Below are 16,759 nucleotides of genomic sequence, written 5' to 3' on the forward strand. Positions count from 1 at the left end.
TGCTCATGAGGTGCTGGGCGGCTCCGCCACATAGTCATCGTCCACGTCGGGTTCCGTGGACAGTCCGGCTGCATCGGTCAGGTCTGGGTCGAGGTCCTCTGTTCTCTGTTCTGCGTTGGCCTCAGTGGCTTCCTCGCCCGGGTTCTCGTCGCGCTCGGCAAGAACAGGGAGGACGTAGGCCTGGGCCAGTCCCGCCAGATGAAGTGGCAACGGGAGCGACAGCGCTGAGACATAGTCCGGTGCCTGGCGCAGCTGGTGCATGGCGAGGGCGAGTGCCTCGGCGTCGTCGGCCTGTCCCGGTACTCGGGCATTCAGGTCGGCGTCCTCGTGGCAACCCAGTACCGCGATCTCCATCAGAGTTGGGTTCCAGGCGCTGGTGCCCGCCTGCGAGGTGAGGTTGCCTGCCGCGTTGACCCTGGTGGCGAGCCGGTCGAGGGAGGGTGAGACCGGGTGGCTTGCGGGGCGTTCTGTGGTGCTGTAGAAGATTCGCTCACTCACGGGTTCTCCATGGTCCTGGCCGGGAGTCTGCTTCCAGAAACCGGCCGGTTGACCATGGGGATTGCCAGGGTCAGCCAGTCCCCACCACTGGGCGCTCTCGCGTCCACCGCACCCGCGTACACGGACGAGCCGGAGCTCGTCGTCGAGACGGCCGGCGGGGGCGTGACCGGTCCTGATTAGGTCGCGTTCGATGCGCCCGTCCTGGAGCCACGGCCAGTGAAGCCTGCTGTTCTGCGCATGGGTGATCAGGACGGTGGGCTGCCCGCGCAGGGAGTGCAGGACGCGCTGGAGGAAGGCCGCGGTCTCCTTGCGCTGCTGGGTGAGGTTGGTACGCCACTGCTTGCCGGTGACTCGGGGCGCGCTGGTGTGCGGGCCATCGGTCGAAGGCTCGGGCTCCGCGAATCCTTCGGGGTCGATCTCGGCCTGCTTCACCAGGCCTAGGAGGAAACGTGGGTAGGAGACCCACTCCCCCGTACTGTCGTCCCAGCCGCGTACGGACGCGATGCCTTCCCCATCCGGCAGCGGGGTGACCAGGACGGCCACGGGCAGGTGCTTTGGCAGCCGGGTCGGGCCATCCTTGCGGCGCTTCACCATCCACACCGCCGCGTATTGCAGCGCGTCGGGGAGGTCGTCGCCGAGGGTGTGCTGGGGCAGGACGCGGACGCCGAGCTGGCGCAGTCCGTCAAGCCAGGAACTGTGCGTGCGGTGATCGATATCTTCCGCGTTGTCGATCTGACGGTCGGTGGACGGGGTCACGACGAACTGGGTCAGCAGCCCGGCGTCGGCGCACCCGAGACGGACAGCGAACTTTGGGTCCGTCGATGTGGGACGGAAGGTGCTTCGGTGCGCGATCTCCACCAGCGCGAGGCCCGGCCGGGAGGGGACAACACCGTCCGCGTGAAGCCAGGTATGCAAGGCGCGGCGACGTTCGGCGACGGCCGATGCGAGGGCTGCGTCCCTTGCCTTGACGGCGGGATCGGGTACAAGCCGGTCACCGAGCCCATCGGCGAGGGGCAAGCAGCGCAGGCGGAGGGTAAGTTCAGCCGTCCGCCATTCGAGGACGATCGGTGACCCAGGCCTGGCCTCGTCGAAGTCCTGATCCGTGACGTGTGCGACGGAGACACCGCCGTCGCCATCGAGTCCCAGGACCTCAGCAAACTGTGCCACCGCCTCCTTGCGTACCTCAGGCGACTGCCACAGCAGCCGGGCTTCCACCACGGGCGGGGCATCCTGGTGTGGACCACGGCCGTCGATCCGGGCTTGCGTTGCGAGTGCCACGCGCCGGGCCTGGCCCTCGGCTTTCTTGATTTCGTCGGTCCTCTTCTTGGGCCGCCGGTTCTCCGGCGCGGCGATGCCCTTGCCGCGTCCCCGTGTCAGATCGGGCACCCGGACCAACGCCTTGGGAAGGGCCTGTTCGGCCCATTCGGTCAGCTGGGCCCGCTGGTTGGGCATGAAGCCGACGCCGATCTCGTGCTTGCCCATCCGGGTGCTGTGGACAACGGCGGCGCGGACGCCTCGGCCCTCGCCGATCCAGGAGACCGGCTCGGTAAGGAGTTGTTCGGGGTCGGGGAAATTGCCGGCGAGGCTGAGTCCGCGCAGGATGCCAGCGGTGTCGTTCTCTGACCAGACGAAGGTATCGGCGGCCCGGTCGCGATGCAGCCGGGCGACGGCGTAGCGTTCGGTGGCCGGTGCTCCGGGGAGCCAAGGGATGGTGGGACGGAGGTAAGCCGTAGTGGCCTCACGGTAGGGCAGGTTGAGGCGCTTGGTCGTGCCCCGCGGGTGGGTGGCCCAGCGTCGTACGCCCCAGTGCAGGTGGAGGCGCGGCCTGGGGTCGAACGGTGTTGTGTGCAGTGAGATGTTCAGGACGACGGAGAACCACCATTCCTTCCGCTTGACGGTCCGGCATAGGGGCTGCGACATGAGCTCAGCGCCCTGGTCCCGCGGCCCCCGGGGCAGAGCACGGAAGCGCAGCTGTCCGCCCTCGAACGGGTAGGCACCGAGGGCCAGGATGCGGCGTGCCAGTGCGTCGGTGGCGAGCTGGAACTGCCTTGGCTCGGGGGCCGCGGTGCCGCCCGCGGTGGTCGGCGCGGTGAGCAGTTCGACGCCGGCGACCGGTTGCCACGTGGGCAGGTTTCGCTTCAGGTCGGCGCTGCTGGCGAGCAGAAGCGAGCGAAATCCGGGGTCCTGTGCGGCGCCCTTGGGACCCAGTGTGCGCAGCCAGGCATCAAGGAGCTGTTGCATCGAACGGCCCGGCAGCGGATCAGGGACCGAGGCGGGTACGTACATCCAAAAGTCCTCGGCTACCTGCGGACCCGGCTCGACGGGCGTCCGGGGCCGGGGGCGGACGATCACGTCAGGGGCGAGGGTCTGGAGGACACCGTCGAACCGGCGGGTGGGTAGAGTCAGCAGCTGCTTCCCCTCGTCCCGCCCGTGGTTGTGCAGATCGAGGAGTCCGGCGTGCCAGTGTTCGGGGAAGGCCAGCGCGCGGAAGTCCTCAGTCCAGGGAGCGCTGTCTTCGGCGAGGTGGTACGCGGATCGGCGGGTATTTTTGTACATGTCGGTTCTCCCTGCGAAGTCGTACGTGGTCGATGGCAGGCCAGATCATCGACGGCGTCGGTCGATGCCTGTCAGCCCGCGTCGAGAGGGTCGGGCGGAGGCGCTCCCATGACGCACAGCGCCTCGTATAGCGGGCGGTAGAGCAGTTTGACGAGCTCGGCGTCAGCGGGGTCGGGGAGCGCGCCCCCAAAGGCGCCCCCGCTCTCCCCGAAGTACGGGGCGAGGACGTCCCGCAGCCGCACGAGCAATCCCGGGTCACTGGTACGGCGGGGTCGCCGTCCCTGTTCGGTGAAGGGCGCCTGGGCCGCTGCGAGCTGTGGCGCGAAGGCCGCGTCGACGAAGACGACGCGGGCGGGCACGCCGCCGCGCACGAGGCGTCCGATGACCTGCCAGATGGTGACGAGCTGGTCCCAGACGAAGGATTTCTTCTCGTCTTCAGGGAGCGAGGAGTAGATATAGGGCCGGGACAGCAGGTGCCGCCAGACGCCGCGCGCGGTGGTTCGGAAGGCGCCGCCAGCCGCGTCCAGGCTGCCCGCCTCGGCAACCAGCTCGTCGAATGTCCCTTCCTGCCATGTCAGTTGACCGCGTACGAACCGGGTCGCCCAGTCGTTGACGGCGAAGACGGCCAGGGTCAGGTCGTCGGGGCGCGGGTGCGGTCGGACCAGAAAGAACACCGTCCCGAACGCCGCCACTCTCTCCTCGCCCGGACGCTGGGGGACGGTGAGGATGTTGTGCCCTCGCTCGACGGCCAGGAGGGGAGCGACGAGGAGTTCGGCGTCCGAGTCGTCGGCGAAGGAGGCGAGGTCTCCGCGCCGGACCGCTCCGGCCCCTGATCCCGTACGCGATCCGGTGTCCGATGTCCGGCTGCCCGATGGGGGCGCACCGTCGACCGCGGTCTCCAACTCGGCGTCGTCAGCTGCCAGAACACGCACCCGGCCGCGCCAGCGCGGGATCTCGTCCAGGGCGGCGGCGGCCACCTTGGCCTCGGCGTAGCTGCCCACCAGGAGCAGGGCGCGCTTGCGGCGCTGGTCGGGGATGCGGGCCAGTTCACTCTGCAGCGGAGAGGAGTTTCCGTCGCCCCGGGACCGGGCGAGCCGGTCGATCATCAGACGCAGGACGTCCTCGCGATGGTCAGGGTCCTGCCCGGAGAGCCGGATCGGCTGCCCGGCGGCGTCGTAGAGGAACTCGGTACGGAAAACGGTCTTCCGGATGGCGTCCAGCGCCTTTCTCTGCGGTTTGAGTACCGCGCGCACGGGAGCCAGGACGTGTGCCCTGGTGGAGGTGCCGGCCCAGCTGGTGCCCGACATCAACAAGACATGCGGGCCCGCCTGACCGCGGCCGGGGTCGGCGCCGAGCTGGGGAAGGTTGAGAAGCAGCTCGCGGCCCACGCCTGCGCAGCGGAAGAAGCGTAGAGTACCGGTGCGGTGACCGTCCTTGTTACGGGCCGCGGCACGTTCGTCTACCAGGTACTGGAAGCCGAGCACATTTCCCATGGGCGCCTCGGGTAGGAGGGGCGCGTAGTCGAGGGGCGGGCGGCGGGTCAGTTCGTGGCTGGCTGCGTCGAGCCGCAGTGCCGCCTCCACCTGGGGCCACAGGAACGTAACTCGGTCCAGGCGTTGGTGCAGGGCAGCGAGGACGAGGGTGAATTCCAGTCGGCGCGCGTTGAGTTCGCGCCATGCCTCGGTGAGGGGTACGTCCTCGGAGGCCGGTTCCTTGCCGCGCTTGGTAACGGGCGCGCGGCGCTGCTCCGGCACCGGCGCTCCGATGAGGAGCGAGTCGAGGAGGCTGCGGACGCGGCGCCGTGTCCGCTTCTCGTCAAGGGTGTGCAGAACGTCGTGGGCGAGGGCGGTCAGCTCGTCTGCGGGCGTCCCGTAGGGGCCGCGCCCGCCGAGCGGATCGTCGCGGAACGTGTCGAAGAACCGGGTGATCTCGATACGGCGCTGTGCCCAAGGAGCCTCCGGAGCTGTGTTGTCGCCGTCGTCTCCGAGACCGTCTTCGTCTTCGTACAGCGCGCTCTCATCTTCGATACCTCCTTCGTCCGTTCGGTCGTTCGACTGCCCTTCGGCCCGGCCTGACACTGGCGGGTACCAGGCGTGCAACAGCTTCTCCTGGAGGGTCCAGGCGCTGAAATAGTCGATCTGCGCCCAGTTCCGCAGCCCTTCGTCGTCGATGAGCATGGCGTACAGCCTGTCTGCTGCGGATCCGACGATGTCCAGTGCGGCCGACCACCGTTCCACGTCCTGCTCGGAGAGTTGGAGTCGTCCCTGCCGGGCGAGTTCGGCGATCTCATGGGTCTGCAGTTGGTCGAGCCAGGATTCGGAGACACCGGTGGTGACGAGGGTGGCCGACGGCGCGAACATTTGGTCGAGCTGCATCTGTACGCGGTCGGCCTCGTCGACAATCAATATGTCGCTGCGTAGGCAGGCCAGTTCCAAGTACCGCAGGCGTTCGGCGTTGAGTTGGCGCGGTACGGCGGTCTGGACCAGGCTGGCGGGGTTGGCCACCCAGATAAGCGCGTCGACGAGGTCACGGGCGGATGAGTGCCGGGGGCAGACGCTCCACAGCGGACAGGCGTGCGGGGTGCCCAAGTCCTCGTTGTCGGCATCGTCTGCGGGCGTCTCCCTCCCGACGGCTCCGCGGGCGCGTTCGAGTTCGCGCACGACGCGCTCGCCTGCCAGCTCCTCGATGGCTGCTTTGCTGGGCGCGGGGTGGAGGGCGCCGCACGGTGCGTCGGTGTAGCGCAGCGGCTCCGACGTGTCGAGGGCCCGGAGGGCGTCCAGCGGGCATGCAGTGCTCAGGTGGCCGAAGACGGGGAGGGTGTGGGCCAGCAACGAGTGTTCCCCGCGAGCGGCGAGCCTGCGGTGCAGCCGCTGGGTGTGCTGGGGCCGCGTGGTACCGCCCTGGACGAGGGCGGCGTTCAGGCCGAGCGCGCGGAACAGTTCGGTCAGGGTGAGCTGTTCGGCCACGTCGCCGACCACAAGGGTGATGCGCAGGTCGTTCCGGTGAGCCCAGACGGCTAGCAGGGTCATCAGGGTCGACTTGCCGGCGCCGACCATGCCGACGAGGTGGGTGAGCCGGTCGAGTCGCAGTGCTTCTGCCTCTTCGAAGGCCGCTGCGTCCGGGGTGCGGGTGTCGAGATCGAGGTGGTCGAGGCGCTCCTCCCAGTTTCCCGCCGCCAGCCCACGCCGCCCCTCCTCCGCATCCATCCACCGTGCTACATCCGCGAGTTCGTCGAGTGGTACATCGAGGGGGCCTGCGGTGGCCGGGCGTTCGGAGGTGAGGGGGTGGCCGGGGAAGGGGTCGCGTACGAGGTCGGCGGGGATCGAGACGGAAGTGCGCCGGTGGCGACGGTCCATGAAGCGGTGTTCTCCTGCCTCCGCCTGAGGGAGCGGCTTCGTAGTGAAGCCGGGGAGGTCCGCGAGGGCGTCGTCGTAGGTGGTGAAGCGATCGGCGGCCACTTTGAGGGAAAGCCGGAGAGCAGGCTCCCCGGCCGCCGGTACGTAGTACGCGCGCAGCCGTTCGGGCAGCTCCAGGTAGGCATCCAGGCTCTGCCGCCACATCCGGCCGCGGCGCATCGGCCAGAGCAGGTGTCGGGCTGCGGTCAGCGCGGTCTGCTCGGCGGTTCCGATGGGGAGTTTCGCGGCCTGCGCGAACCGGAGACCATGACCGCCGAGAAGTGTCCACGCTCCGTCGGCCGCGTGGCCGGGTGCCACGGTCTCCAGTAACCGCAGGGCGAGCTCGACCTGGCAGAGTAGGGTCGGCCGGGTCCGGGCATGCTCTTCGGGCCAGGGACCCAGAGCGGCGACGACTGGCTGGTACCAGCTGCTGCGGTCACGCATGATCCGCTCCGTTCTTCCGGGCGCCATCGGCCGGCGCCGTGTGGTTTCCGGTCGGGGGCGACTGGGTGCGCACTGTGCGGGTGGGCGCGATGGACGCGTCCGGTCCGCGTTCGCCGGACAGCCGCAGCCGTGCGGCCCGTATCAGTTGCTTGTCAGTCAGAAGCCGCAGACCGTCCGCCCCCGCACCACGCTCCCGGGTGTAGACGTCGAGGTAGTCGCGGCGGGCGCGCACCCGGAAGCTCGGCACCACCCAGCAGGCCTCGTCGTACGGCGGCTCGGCGCGGACCGTGGTGGCGGCGCGTCCGAGGAAGGCGGGGTGTGCCCAGTCCTTGACGTCGACGGCCCACACGTGGCCGTCGGGGAAGGTGACACGCAGGTCGTACGCGTCGAAGCCGGGCCACATCTCGACGGTGAGCCCGAGGGCACGCAGTTCGCTCTCCAGCGATACCTCGGAGCGTCCGGGACCGGTGACGAACTGCCGCAGGGGCTTGCGCAGTTGGCGCAGCTCACCCACTTCCGCCGCGACGAGTTCCCTCCCGTGCGGTGCGGGGCCCCGGTGCCGACACTGGTCACGCTCGCACCACCACTCGTTGTTGGACACCGGGTGGAGCAGGGTCAGGCAGCGGTGGCAGCACAGGTAAGCCCCGTTCCGGCGGAACCCGAGGGGGACGGGGGCGTAGATCTCCTCGATGAGGAAGCGGACCGGGTCGAGGAAGAGGTCCGTACTGACCTCGGTCCAGTCCGCCTCCGTGAGCACAGGCTGGGTGACCAGAAGGCGGCGGAAGGCCGTGTACGACTCGGGCGATGACATGGCGCGGCAGGCACGGAGGGCCTCGTGGATCACCAGACGGTCGTACTGTCGTCCGGTGCTGTCGCCGTGTCCCCGCACGGCGAGTTCGTGGCAGAGCTGCGCGGGCTCTCCCGAATCCGCGTCGATGAGTCGGTCGGCGGCGTCGAACAGGTCGGCGGGCAGCCTGTCGAGGGGCCAGCTGCCCAGGGGACGGGCTCGGGCCCAGCGCATCATCTCGGGCACCCCTGCTGGAGGCTTGGCCCTGTTGCGCAGGCACTGGAGCACGAGGGCGTCCAAGGCGCGCTGCGCGGCGGGCGGGTAGGGCAGGGTGAAAGAGTCGAGGCGGTCGACGGCCGCCAGGTGTAGGACGGCGGTGGCGACGTCCCGGAGGAGGACGACATCGGGGTTGGACAGCCAGTCCGGTACGAGTTGCTGGTCAGTCATGAGCGGAGGCCTCTCCTCTCGGTGTGGGCCCCGCATCCGGCGAGGTCGCTGCGCCTGGGGCGGACAGGCGGTCGGGCGCAAGCTGCTGGTCAGGTACGCGCCGGGGTGTCTCCTCGTAGGGGGTGTCCACGGCGGGGCTTCCCGGGCGTGGATGGTCGTTGACGTAGGCGGTGCCGGGCCGGCACCAGATCCGGGCTTGGCAGCCGTGGCAGTGGCGCCCGGTCCTCGGTTCGTACGTGGTGTCGTCCAGGAGTGGCTGGGCGAGTTCGGCGATGACGGCCCGGGCTTCGTCGACGTTCTCAGCGCGGCCGGGGTCGATGGGTTCGAGCCGGCTCTCCCCATGACCTTCGCGTAGGTGCTCCAGTTCGACCCAGGACCGGCGCGGCTCGGCGCCGAGCGCACCTGCATGGAACAGCAGTACCCCGAGGGCGAGTTGAGGGTAGGTCCGGAGCAGTGACTCGCGTTCCCACAGCGGGCGGGCCGACGTCTTGGTCTCGCGCCAGATCCATCGTCCGCGATGGGTGTACACCAGGTCGGGTACGGCGAGGACGACGACGTCGAGCTCGGGCACGTACGTCGTTACTCGATGCTGTACAAGCACCTCCTCGTCGGCGCCGAGCCCGTTGAGCGGACACAGCAGCCGGTGCTCGGCGAGCATGGCGGCGGCCTCGCGTGCAGACGCGTCGTCGAGTACGGTACGGGCGCGAATGTCGACCGCCCCCGGGGGCTGACGGTCCCGGCAGCCCCGCGTTGGGCGTTCGGCGTGCTGCGCGTCGAGCCAAGCATCGACGGCCCGGCCGCGCTGTGCGCCCTGGTTCTCTCTGGACAGATCGTTGAGGTGCAGCCGCCGTACCAGGTGGTACTGGGCAGGACACTCGGCGTGCAGGCGCAGATCCCAGACAGATATGGAGCGGCGTTTGCGAACGGGGACCGGGGGCCGCCCGTTCCACAGCCGCGGGGTGCGTTTGAGATCCGTACAGCTGGCGAGGGCCTTGCAGTCGACGCAGCTCTCCCCGGGCCGCACACCGGTTCCGGTCGCGGCGGAGAGGAAGGCAGGCACGGCGTCTTCCGTGAATCGCCGGCTCGCCTCGGCCGGGTCTGTGGAGAGCAGCCCCTGTACGGAGCCGTCGGCGCATCCGACATCGAAGACGCGGACCAGTCCGGGCGGCCGGACGACATCGGTCGCAGTGGGCGGAGGTTCGCTGCGCGCCTTACGCCGCGGCGTGGGCGCGCCGTACGCCATCACCTTGGCCACGGCCGCGAGTTCGGCATCGGGGCGGCCGGTCTTGGCGCGGCCCAGGGAGGGGAGCCACAGGTCGCGCACCGTTCCGTCCTCAGAGGCGTACATTCGCCCCCAGAGGGTGTGCTCGTACTGCCGGACACCACGCGGATCGGGGGTGTCCGTGCGGAGGGTGCGCCACGTCCATGGCTTCAACACCGGCTCGGTCGGGGGCAGTCCGGCCTCGACGGCAGCAGCCTGCTCCTGGTGGCGGGCGGCCACGTAGCGCTCCAGGGTGTGGGCGGTCCAGGCCAGGTGAGCGGGGTGGACCGGGGCGCCCCACCCTCGAAAGGGGCCGCGGGTGTTGCGGAGTTCCTCACGCACCCGCTCGATGGGCCAGCCACTGTGCTCCACAAGGTCGAGGGCCGTGAAGAGAGGGGCGAACGGGAACTCCTCGCGCGGGTCGGGCCGGAACGGTACGGGCGGTTCGGCGACGAGGAGGGGGCGCATCGCCGTGCGCCGGTGGGTGGGACAGGCCGCGTCGTCGGGCCGGGCCATCCGGGGGCTCGCCTTGATCAGCCAGTCATGGCCGACGACACCCGATGGATTCTGCATGGTGACCCCCGTGGATGGCGGCATGGGCAGGAGGTGCCCAGGACTGATGGGACTCCATTGAGGCCCAATGCCAGTCGAGCATGACATACGTTTGTGAACTCAGTCCATGGACTACTCGCGTGACGCTCCCTTCACGCTACTCTGGTGTGCCTGATAAAGCAGGAGCGCAAAGGGGCATGGCGGTGGATGCGGATACGTACAGGCCCAGTGCGGGTGATCTCATCGACGGGCGTTACGAGTTGAGAGACTCGCTCGGCAAGGGCGGGATGGCCCAGGTCTGGCGGGCCCGCGAGGTGTCCGGGGGCCGGGAGGTGGCGGTGAAGTTCCTGCGCCACGACTCCGAGGCCCTCTATTGCCTCGAACCGTACGAGCGGGAGGCCGAACTCGCAGTCAGGAACGCCCGGTTCCGGCGTGAGGCCGGCCTCCTGGGTACGCTCGACCACCCGGGTATCACGGAGCTGTACGGCAGCGGATCGCACCAGGGCATGCCGTATATCGCCATGCGACTGGTGAACGGGGTGAGCCTGCGGACCTTCCTCGACGAGCACAATCCCCTGCCCCTTGCCACGGCGGTCGCCGTCGCCGCGCAGATGGCCGGGGCACTGGCCTGCGCGCATACGCTCCCCGTCGTTCACCGGGACCTCAAGCCCGCGAACATCATGATTGACGACGAGGGGGCGGTGGTCCTCATCGACTTCGGGATCGCCAAGCCACTGCGCGCCGATGCCACGCGGTACACGGCGCACGGTTCGACGCTGGGCACCCGTGGCTATCTGGCGCCGGAACAGCTCCTGGAGCTGGAGCCGACCGCTCGTACGGACGTCTACTGCTTCGGCTGCATCTTCTACGAACTCCTCACCGGACGGCCCCCGTTCCCGCTCGGTGCGGACTCCGGCCTGACCGACAAGCACCTCCACGAGGAGCCGCTGCCGCCGAGCGTGTACGCCGCGGGCATCCCGGAGCCGATCGAAGATCTGGTGGTACGGATGCTTGCCAAGAAGCCCGAGCAGCGTCCCGCCGTCGGCGAGGTGCTGGCGATCCTGGCCCCGTTCGCGCCTCGGCCCGGTGCCCCAGGGCCCAGTCCGCGTACGCACCCCGACCCCACCGCCCCGTTGCGTCGGCCGCAGGAGCGGACCCCGCGCCGCCCCGCCCCCGCTCCCTTGCCCGCCGAATCCGCGTCGACCGAGGAGGAGTGGTTGGATCAGGGTGCAGTCGACCAGCTGTGCACGCAGGCCGAGTCGGAGATCGCCTCCGGCGAGCCGGGCGACGCGGCCGCCGTGCTGGTTGGCCTGACGGAACGGGTCCGCAGCGAGTGGGGAGAGCGTCGTCCCCTGGTACGCCGCGTGTGGCAGGGAGCGGCGGACGGACTCCGCTTGGTCGGCGATTTCGGCTCCGCGACCCGACTTTATCAAGCCATCGGTGACGACCTCATCCACGGGGACGGCCCGGCCGAGCGGGCCGAACGGGCGGTCATCCGGCTGCGTCTCGCCGAGTGCCGCCTCGCCTTCGGTGAGCTGGAGTCCGCCATCAGGGCGGTCGAGGCGGCGGGCCGCACCGCCGCCGGGTTGACACCGGATCTCGCGGCCCGCGTCGAGGCCGTACGCGTCGCGGTCGACACCCAGCTCTCGGCCCGCCTGGCGGACCCGGGGGATGTGGGGGCGTGACCGCCCGCCGAGCAGCTGGGCGATGTCGTCGACGCACGGCCGCATCCTGCGGACGACCGGAGACGGCCCGCTGGTCCCACGGACACGAATACGTAAGCACGGTCCGCGCAGGCGGCCGCATGACGCTCACAGTTGGCGGCAGAGCCGTTGCGTGAGCCACACGGACCCGGCCACCGTGTCACGTTCGCCGTCCTACGCCCCGCCCGCCAGGCGTCCGGCCGCGACTTCGTCGCCGAGGTCGCGGACGAGGTCCGCGCCGAGGTCGGTGGCGCGGCGCAACACCCGCTCGAAGGAGTCCAGTTCACGGAAAACCTCGCCGTAGCGGCGCTGTTCGCTGAGCGGGACCTGGCGGACTTGGAGGCGGCGGACGTCGATGCGGGAGGAACTGGTCGTGTGGGTGCCGGCCTGCCGGGCGTTGGCCGGGGCGCGGAGCGAACCGGCGAGGAACCAGGCGTCGAGCTGCTCGGGCTGCACCCGCACGGCATGCAGCTGCGGACCGAGGGCGGTCGGCGGCCCCTCGTGGACCCAGGCGGAGAATTTCCGCGCCACGCCCACGACCACGATGTCCCCGGGTTGGACGATCACGGCCTCGCGGGCCGAATCGCCGTCGGAGGCGAGCCAGCCCCCGGGTTCCCCCGTCCCCAATAGGTCGGGAACGGTGAGGAAGGGGATGTCGCCGTCGGACGAGGGGCTGGTGCGGATCGACTTCTCCGGTGGCTGTTGGCCGCCGCGCAGGGTGAGTGCACCGGCCCGGGCGAGTTCGGCGACGGTGGTTGCTGTCGGTGTGTCCGCCGTGGCTGCGACAAGGTCGAGCGCGGCGAGCAGCTGCGCCGACTTGTCCACGCTTGCGGTGAGTGCGGTGAACTCCCCCCAGGACGCGGCCAGTCGGGGCACGGCGTCCGCTGGGGACGGGCTGATGTGGCGTCCCGGGGTGAGGTCGACCTCGTCGTCGAGGAGTTCGATGACGGGCACCTGTGCGACGTAGGCGGGGAGCTGCGGGGAGTCGGCCTGCTCGACGGCCTCGCGGACGAAGGCGCCGATCGATGCCCAGTCGGGGGCGGGGGCGCTCTCCCGCGTGGAATCCCGGGGGAAGCGTGACGCGGCGTCGGCGACCAGGAGCCGCTCGCCCGCCTGCTTCTCCTTCCCGGGCACGGGCGTTTGCAGCAGCCACAGGTGCAGGGAGACGCTGTGTGGTGCCGCGCATCCCGGCGGCAGTGCGACGACGGCCCGGAGGTGGCCGGTGCGCAGCAGCGAACCGCGGATTCGTCGTCCGGCCTTCCTGGCGGCGACGGCGGGCGGCAGCAACAGCACAGCGGCGCCGCCGGGACGCAGCCGGGCCAAGCAGTGCTGGACCCACGCGAGTTCGGGCTCGGTACGCGGGGGCAGCCCGTAGCTCCAGCGGGAGTCGGTGGCGAGCTCCTCATATCCCCAGTCCCGTTCGCTGAAGGGCGGATTGCACAGGACGATGTCGGCGGGGTCATCGGCGAAGGGGTCATCGCGCAGCGAGTCGCCGGCTCGCACATCGATGACGGCCCGCCCGCCCTCCCTCTCAGCGAGTCTCAGGCGGGCGTCCGCAAGTGCGGCGAGGACAGGGTCGCGGTCACCGCCGAGCAGGGTGGGCTCCCCGCCTCCGGCTGCCTTCACCGCTTCGGCCCCGGCTACGAGCAGGTGCCCGGTGCCACAGGCCGGATCCATCACTGTGACGCTGTTTGAGCCGCTCCCAGCGCTGGTGGCCGCGCTGAGAGCGAGGCCCGCCATGAGTGCCGCTAGGGGTTCCGGCGTCGTGGCGATCTGGCGTACGTGGACATCGAGCCACCGGCGCAGCAGGAACGCGAATGTTTCGGCTTCCCCCTCGCGCCGACCCAACTCCACGGCCCGGTCGATCAACGCCGCAGTTTGAGGGGGGAGTTGACCACCTTCCTCGTTCTTCTGGCCAGCGAGGCGCTGTCCCGTCCGTGCGACGGCGGCCCCGGTCTCGTCGCGTCCGCCGAGCGTCTCGAAGCGAGGCCAGAGCCATTCCCGCTCGACGGACTTCTTGAGTTTCTTGTTCTCGCGCAGCCAGCTCTCGATGTCGGTCATGGAGAACTGCGGGTTGACGTCGGTGCCCGCGATGCGCTGGGGGAAAGTCGGATGCCGCCGCCGCCAGTTGCTGACGGCAGCCCGCCCGACGCCGGCGAGGCGGGCGATTTCGGCCAGGGTCACCGGTACGGCGCGAGGCGTGGTCATCTGCACTCCCAGGGCGTTTCTGATCGAACGAGGATTTGCCCCCGACAGCGGGTGCGTGATCACGCCACCCTTCCTTTCTTACGCCTGACAGGCTACTACGGCCATTGACTTTGTTCACAGGTCAGACGTGGCCGTCCGGGTCTTCTCTTTCACCTATGACGTCTCCCCACGACGGGGGAACGCGGTGTGCGCCCTGGGGTCGGCCGATAGTGTCACCGCTGGTGATCGAGCCGGGGCAAAGGCCACCCCAATCCGACGGGGAGCATGAGCTGGCCCGGCAGACAGTGGGGGAGAGGCGCGTGCACGCTCAGGAGACCACGTTCAAGGAGCTCGTCCAGGGCGAGAAGCAGTTCCAGGTACCGCTTTACCAGCGCACCTACAGCTGGCAGCAGGACGAGCTGCAGCAGCTCTGGGACGACGTGCTGGAGCTGGTTGAGGAGCACCTGGAGGGCAGGACGCCCGCGACCCACTTCCTCGGCTCCGTGGTGCTCGCCCCGGGAAGGATCACCGCGGGAGGCATGCAGCGTTGGCTCGTCGTCGACGGGCAGCAGCGGCTCACCACCCTCATGCTGGCCCTCACCGCGCTGCGTGACCGCTACCGGGAGCACGGCGCCGAGCGGGACGCCGACCGCATTCACGACCTCGTGCTCGTCAACAGGTACCGCAACGGCGACGACCACTACCGTCTCCTGCCGACGCAGGCGGACCGCGAGGCCTTCACCGCGTGCGTCGAGAACACCCCCAAGGCCGGTGGCCCCGGCAATGTGGGCGCCGCCTACCGCTTCTTCATGGCCGTCCTCACGGAGGGCGAGGAGAACGGCGGCGAAGCGTGGACGGGCTCGGTGGAAACCGTCCTGAGCAGTCTGGTGTCCATCGTCGAGATCACCGCGGCCGAAGGCGACAACGTCTACCGCATCTTCGAGTCCATCAACAACACCGGCGTCGGTCTCCGCCAGAGCGACCTGCTGCGCAACTACCTCTTCATGTGCCTGCAGACCCGCGGCGAGTCTGTCTACCGCAACCACTGGCTGCCCATGCAGGACCTCCTCGGTCCCGACCACCTCGAACTGCTCGTCTGGCTCGACCTGGTCGTGGCCGGCAACAGCCGGGCCAAGCAGAGCGAGATCTACCGCGACCAGAAGAAGCGCCTGGAGCCGCTGAGCACCGACGAGGCGGCACTGGAGGCCGAGATCGCCTCCCTCGCCCGGCGGGCCGAACGGCTGATGCGCATCCTGGAGCCCCGGCGGGAGCCGGACCCGGAATTGCGAGAGGTCCTGGAGCGGTTGTCCCGTTGGGGCGGTCAGACCCACTACCCGCTGGCGCTCCAGCTGCTCGACCGTGTCGACGGCGGACGGGCCACGCCCCAGCAGGCCGCCCGAGCGCTGGCCTACGCCGAGAGTTACATGGTGCGCCGCCTCTTGGCGGGCCTGTCCACCACGGGCAGCAACCGGGTCTTCATGGAGATGCCCAAGGAACTGGAGAAGGACGACGACCCGGCGGAAGCCGTACGCCGTTTCCTGTCGCGGAACAGGACGGGGGCACGTGTCTGGCCCGGTGACGACGCGCTGCGCGAGGCTGTCCGCACCCGCCCCTTCTACAAGGCAGGCCGCAGCAACCAGCGGTTCCAGGTGCTGCGCCGACTGGAGGAGAGCTACGACGGTAGTGAGCCCGTCGACTACGCCAAGGCATCCCTCACCGTCGAGCACGTGCTGCCGCAGAGCCCGGCCCAGCAATGGTACGACCTTCTCGCCGAGGACGCCGAGGACGGCCAGAGCCCGGACGAACTCCACGCCCTGCTCGTCCACACCCTGGGCAACCTCACCCTCTCCGCGGACAACGCGCGCCTGTCGAACCACCCCTTCCGCCGCAAGCAGGAAATCCTCGATGCCAGCGCCCTGCGCATGAACCAGCGGATCGCCGCCGAGGAACGGTGGGCGAGGAAGGAGATCCTCGCCCGCGCCGACGAACTGGCGGACAAAGCGGTGAGGTTGTGGCCCGGCCCCGCCGAGGGAGTCGTCCAAGCAGAGGACGAATGGGCTGGCTGGAAGGAGCTCCGGGCTGCGCTCCTCGCCATGCCGGCTGGCACGTGGACGACGTACGGCGATGTGGCGGCACTGATCGGCACCCATGCCGTCCCAGTGGGCCAGCACCTGGCGACCAGGGTTGGTCTGCACGGCGCGTACCGCGTGCTGACGGCGGACGGCCGCGTCTCGGCGGGCTTCCGGTGGCCGGACGGCAAGGAGTCCGGCGACGCGCGAACCCGCCTGGAAGCGGAGGGAGTTCCCTTCGACGACGCGGGACGGGCCCGCCGGTCCCACCGGCTGACCACCGCCGACCTGGCTGCCCTGCTCGGCAGGGACACCGCAGATGAGTCCGTGCCGTCCGCGCAGGCCGAAGTCGAGCAGCAGACAAAGGCCGACCGGTTCGAAGTCCAACTCCGCGACAACCAGACCGAGGAGACCGTGCAGGGCGTCCTCGGCGCACTGCGTTATTGGGAGCAGCAGGGCGGCCACCTTGCCTACGGCCGAGCCGACGAGACCAGTTGCTTCCCGATGGTGCGGTTCGGCGACACACGCGACACCGCCCGTGCGCTCTGGCCGCTGGGGATCTACCCGGTCGCGGGCACTGTCGAAGTGGTCTTCCAATACTTGAAGCGGCGGCCTCCGTTCGATGACGAGCCAGTGCGCCGGGAGCTGATGATCCGGCTGAACGGCATCGAGGGCATCGACCTGGCGGAGGCCAAACTGGACCTGCGTCCATCCTTCCCCCTGGAGGTCTTCTCCGGGCACAGCGAGGAGGTCTGCGCGGTGCTGGAATGGTTCGCGCAGACCGCCGCTCTGGCTGAGGCCCGCCGCATGATGGACGACGGTCCGGACACGCTCTGACGTTGTCAACACGTGTGTGAGGC

Annotated in this window: 7 protein-coding genes; 2 read left to right on the forward strand and 5 right to left on the reverse strand. The window is 69.7% G+C overall.

The window, feature by feature from the left end:
• Positions 1-3: 3 nt before the first annotated feature.
• From AB0G32_RS18225 to AB0G32_RS18240, 4 genes are all read right to left on the reverse strand, one after another.
• Positions 4-3,054 carry a DUF3962 domain-containing protein gene (locus tag AB0G32_RS18225; RefSeq protein ID WP_361163764.1) on the reverse strand — a complete coding sequence of 1,017 codons (3,051 nt, stop codon included), beginning with the start codon at positions 3,052-3,054 and terminating at the stop codon, positions 4-6.
• 71 nt (positions 3,055-3,125) lie between these two features.
• Positions 3,126-6,893, reverse strand: coding sequence for a hypothetical protein (locus AB0G32_RS18230; protein ID WP_361163766.1), 3,768 nt, complete (start codon positions 6,891-6,893; stop codon positions 3,126-3,128).
• A complete protein-coding gene (locus tag AB0G32_RS18235) occupies positions 6,886-8,127 on the reverse strand; it encodes a hypothetical protein (RefSeq protein WP_361163768.1) in 1,242 nt (413 codons plus the stop codon). The genes AB0G32_RS18230 and AB0G32_RS18235 overlap by 8 nt, the downstream gene beginning before the upstream one ends.
• Positions 8,120-9,961 carry a PD-(D/E)XK nuclease family protein gene (locus AB0G32_RS18240; RefSeq protein WP_361163770.1) on the reverse strand — a complete coding sequence of 614 codons (1,842 nt, stop codon included), beginning with the start codon at positions 9,959-9,961 and terminating at the stop codon, positions 8,120-8,122. The genes AB0G32_RS18235 and AB0G32_RS18240 overlap by 8 nt, the downstream gene beginning before the upstream one ends.
• A 239-nt stretch (positions 9,962-10,200) precedes the next feature.
• Here AB0G32_RS18240 and AB0G32_RS18245 point away from each other — a divergent pair, with 239 nt between their 5' ends.
• On the forward strand, positions 10,201-11,625 hold the full coding sequence (locus AB0G32_RS18245; RefSeq protein ID WP_361163772.1) for a serine/threonine-protein kinase: 1,425 nt from the start codon (positions 10,201-10,203) through the stop codon (positions 11,623-11,625).
• Positions 11,626-11,817: 192 nt separating this feature from the next.
• Here AB0G32_RS18245 and AB0G32_RS18250 read toward each other — a convergent pair whose 3' ends face one another.
• Positions 11,818-13,851 (reverse strand): N-6 DNA methylase, encoded by a 2,034-nt coding sequence (locus AB0G32_RS18250; protein ID WP_361163774.1) that lies wholly within the window; start codon positions 13,849-13,851, stop codon positions 11,818-11,820.
• Between the two features lie 299 nt (positions 13,852-14,150).
• Here AB0G32_RS18250 and AB0G32_RS18255 point away from each other — a divergent pair, with 299 nt between their 5' ends.
• Positions 14,151-16,736 (forward strand): DUF262 domain-containing protein, encoded by a 2,586-nt coding sequence (locus AB0G32_RS18255; RefSeq protein ID WP_361163776.1) that lies wholly within the window; start codon positions 14,151-14,153, stop codon positions 16,734-16,736.
• Positions 16,737-16,759: the final 23 nt, after the last annotated feature.

Source organism: Streptomyces sp. NPDC023723 (assembly GCF_040639815.1).
Lineage (GTDB): Bacteria > Actinomycetota > Actinomycetes > Streptomycetales > Streptomycetaceae > Streptomyces.

Coding starts and splice junctions, on each gene's coding strand:
- AB0G32_RS18250 (WP_361163774.1), bottom strand. CDS start 13,851: ATGACCACGCCTCGCGCCGTACCGGTGACCCTGGCCGAAATCGCCCGC.
- AB0G32_RS18235 (WP_361163768.1), bottom strand. CDS start 8,127: ATGACTGACCAGCAACTCGTACCGGACTGGCTGTCCAACCCCGATGTC.
- AB0G32_RS18240 (WP_361163770.1), bottom strand. CDS start 9,961: ATGCAGAATCCATCGGGTGTCGTCGGCCATGACTGGCTGATCAAGGCG.
- AB0G32_RS18230 (WP_361163766.1), bottom strand. CDS start 6,893: ATGCGTGACCGCAGCAGCTGGTACCAGCCAGTCGTCGCCGCTCTGGGT.
- AB0G32_RS18225 (WP_361163764.1), bottom strand. CDS start 3,054: ATGTACAAAAATACCCGCCGATCCGCGTACCACCTCGCCGAAGACAGC.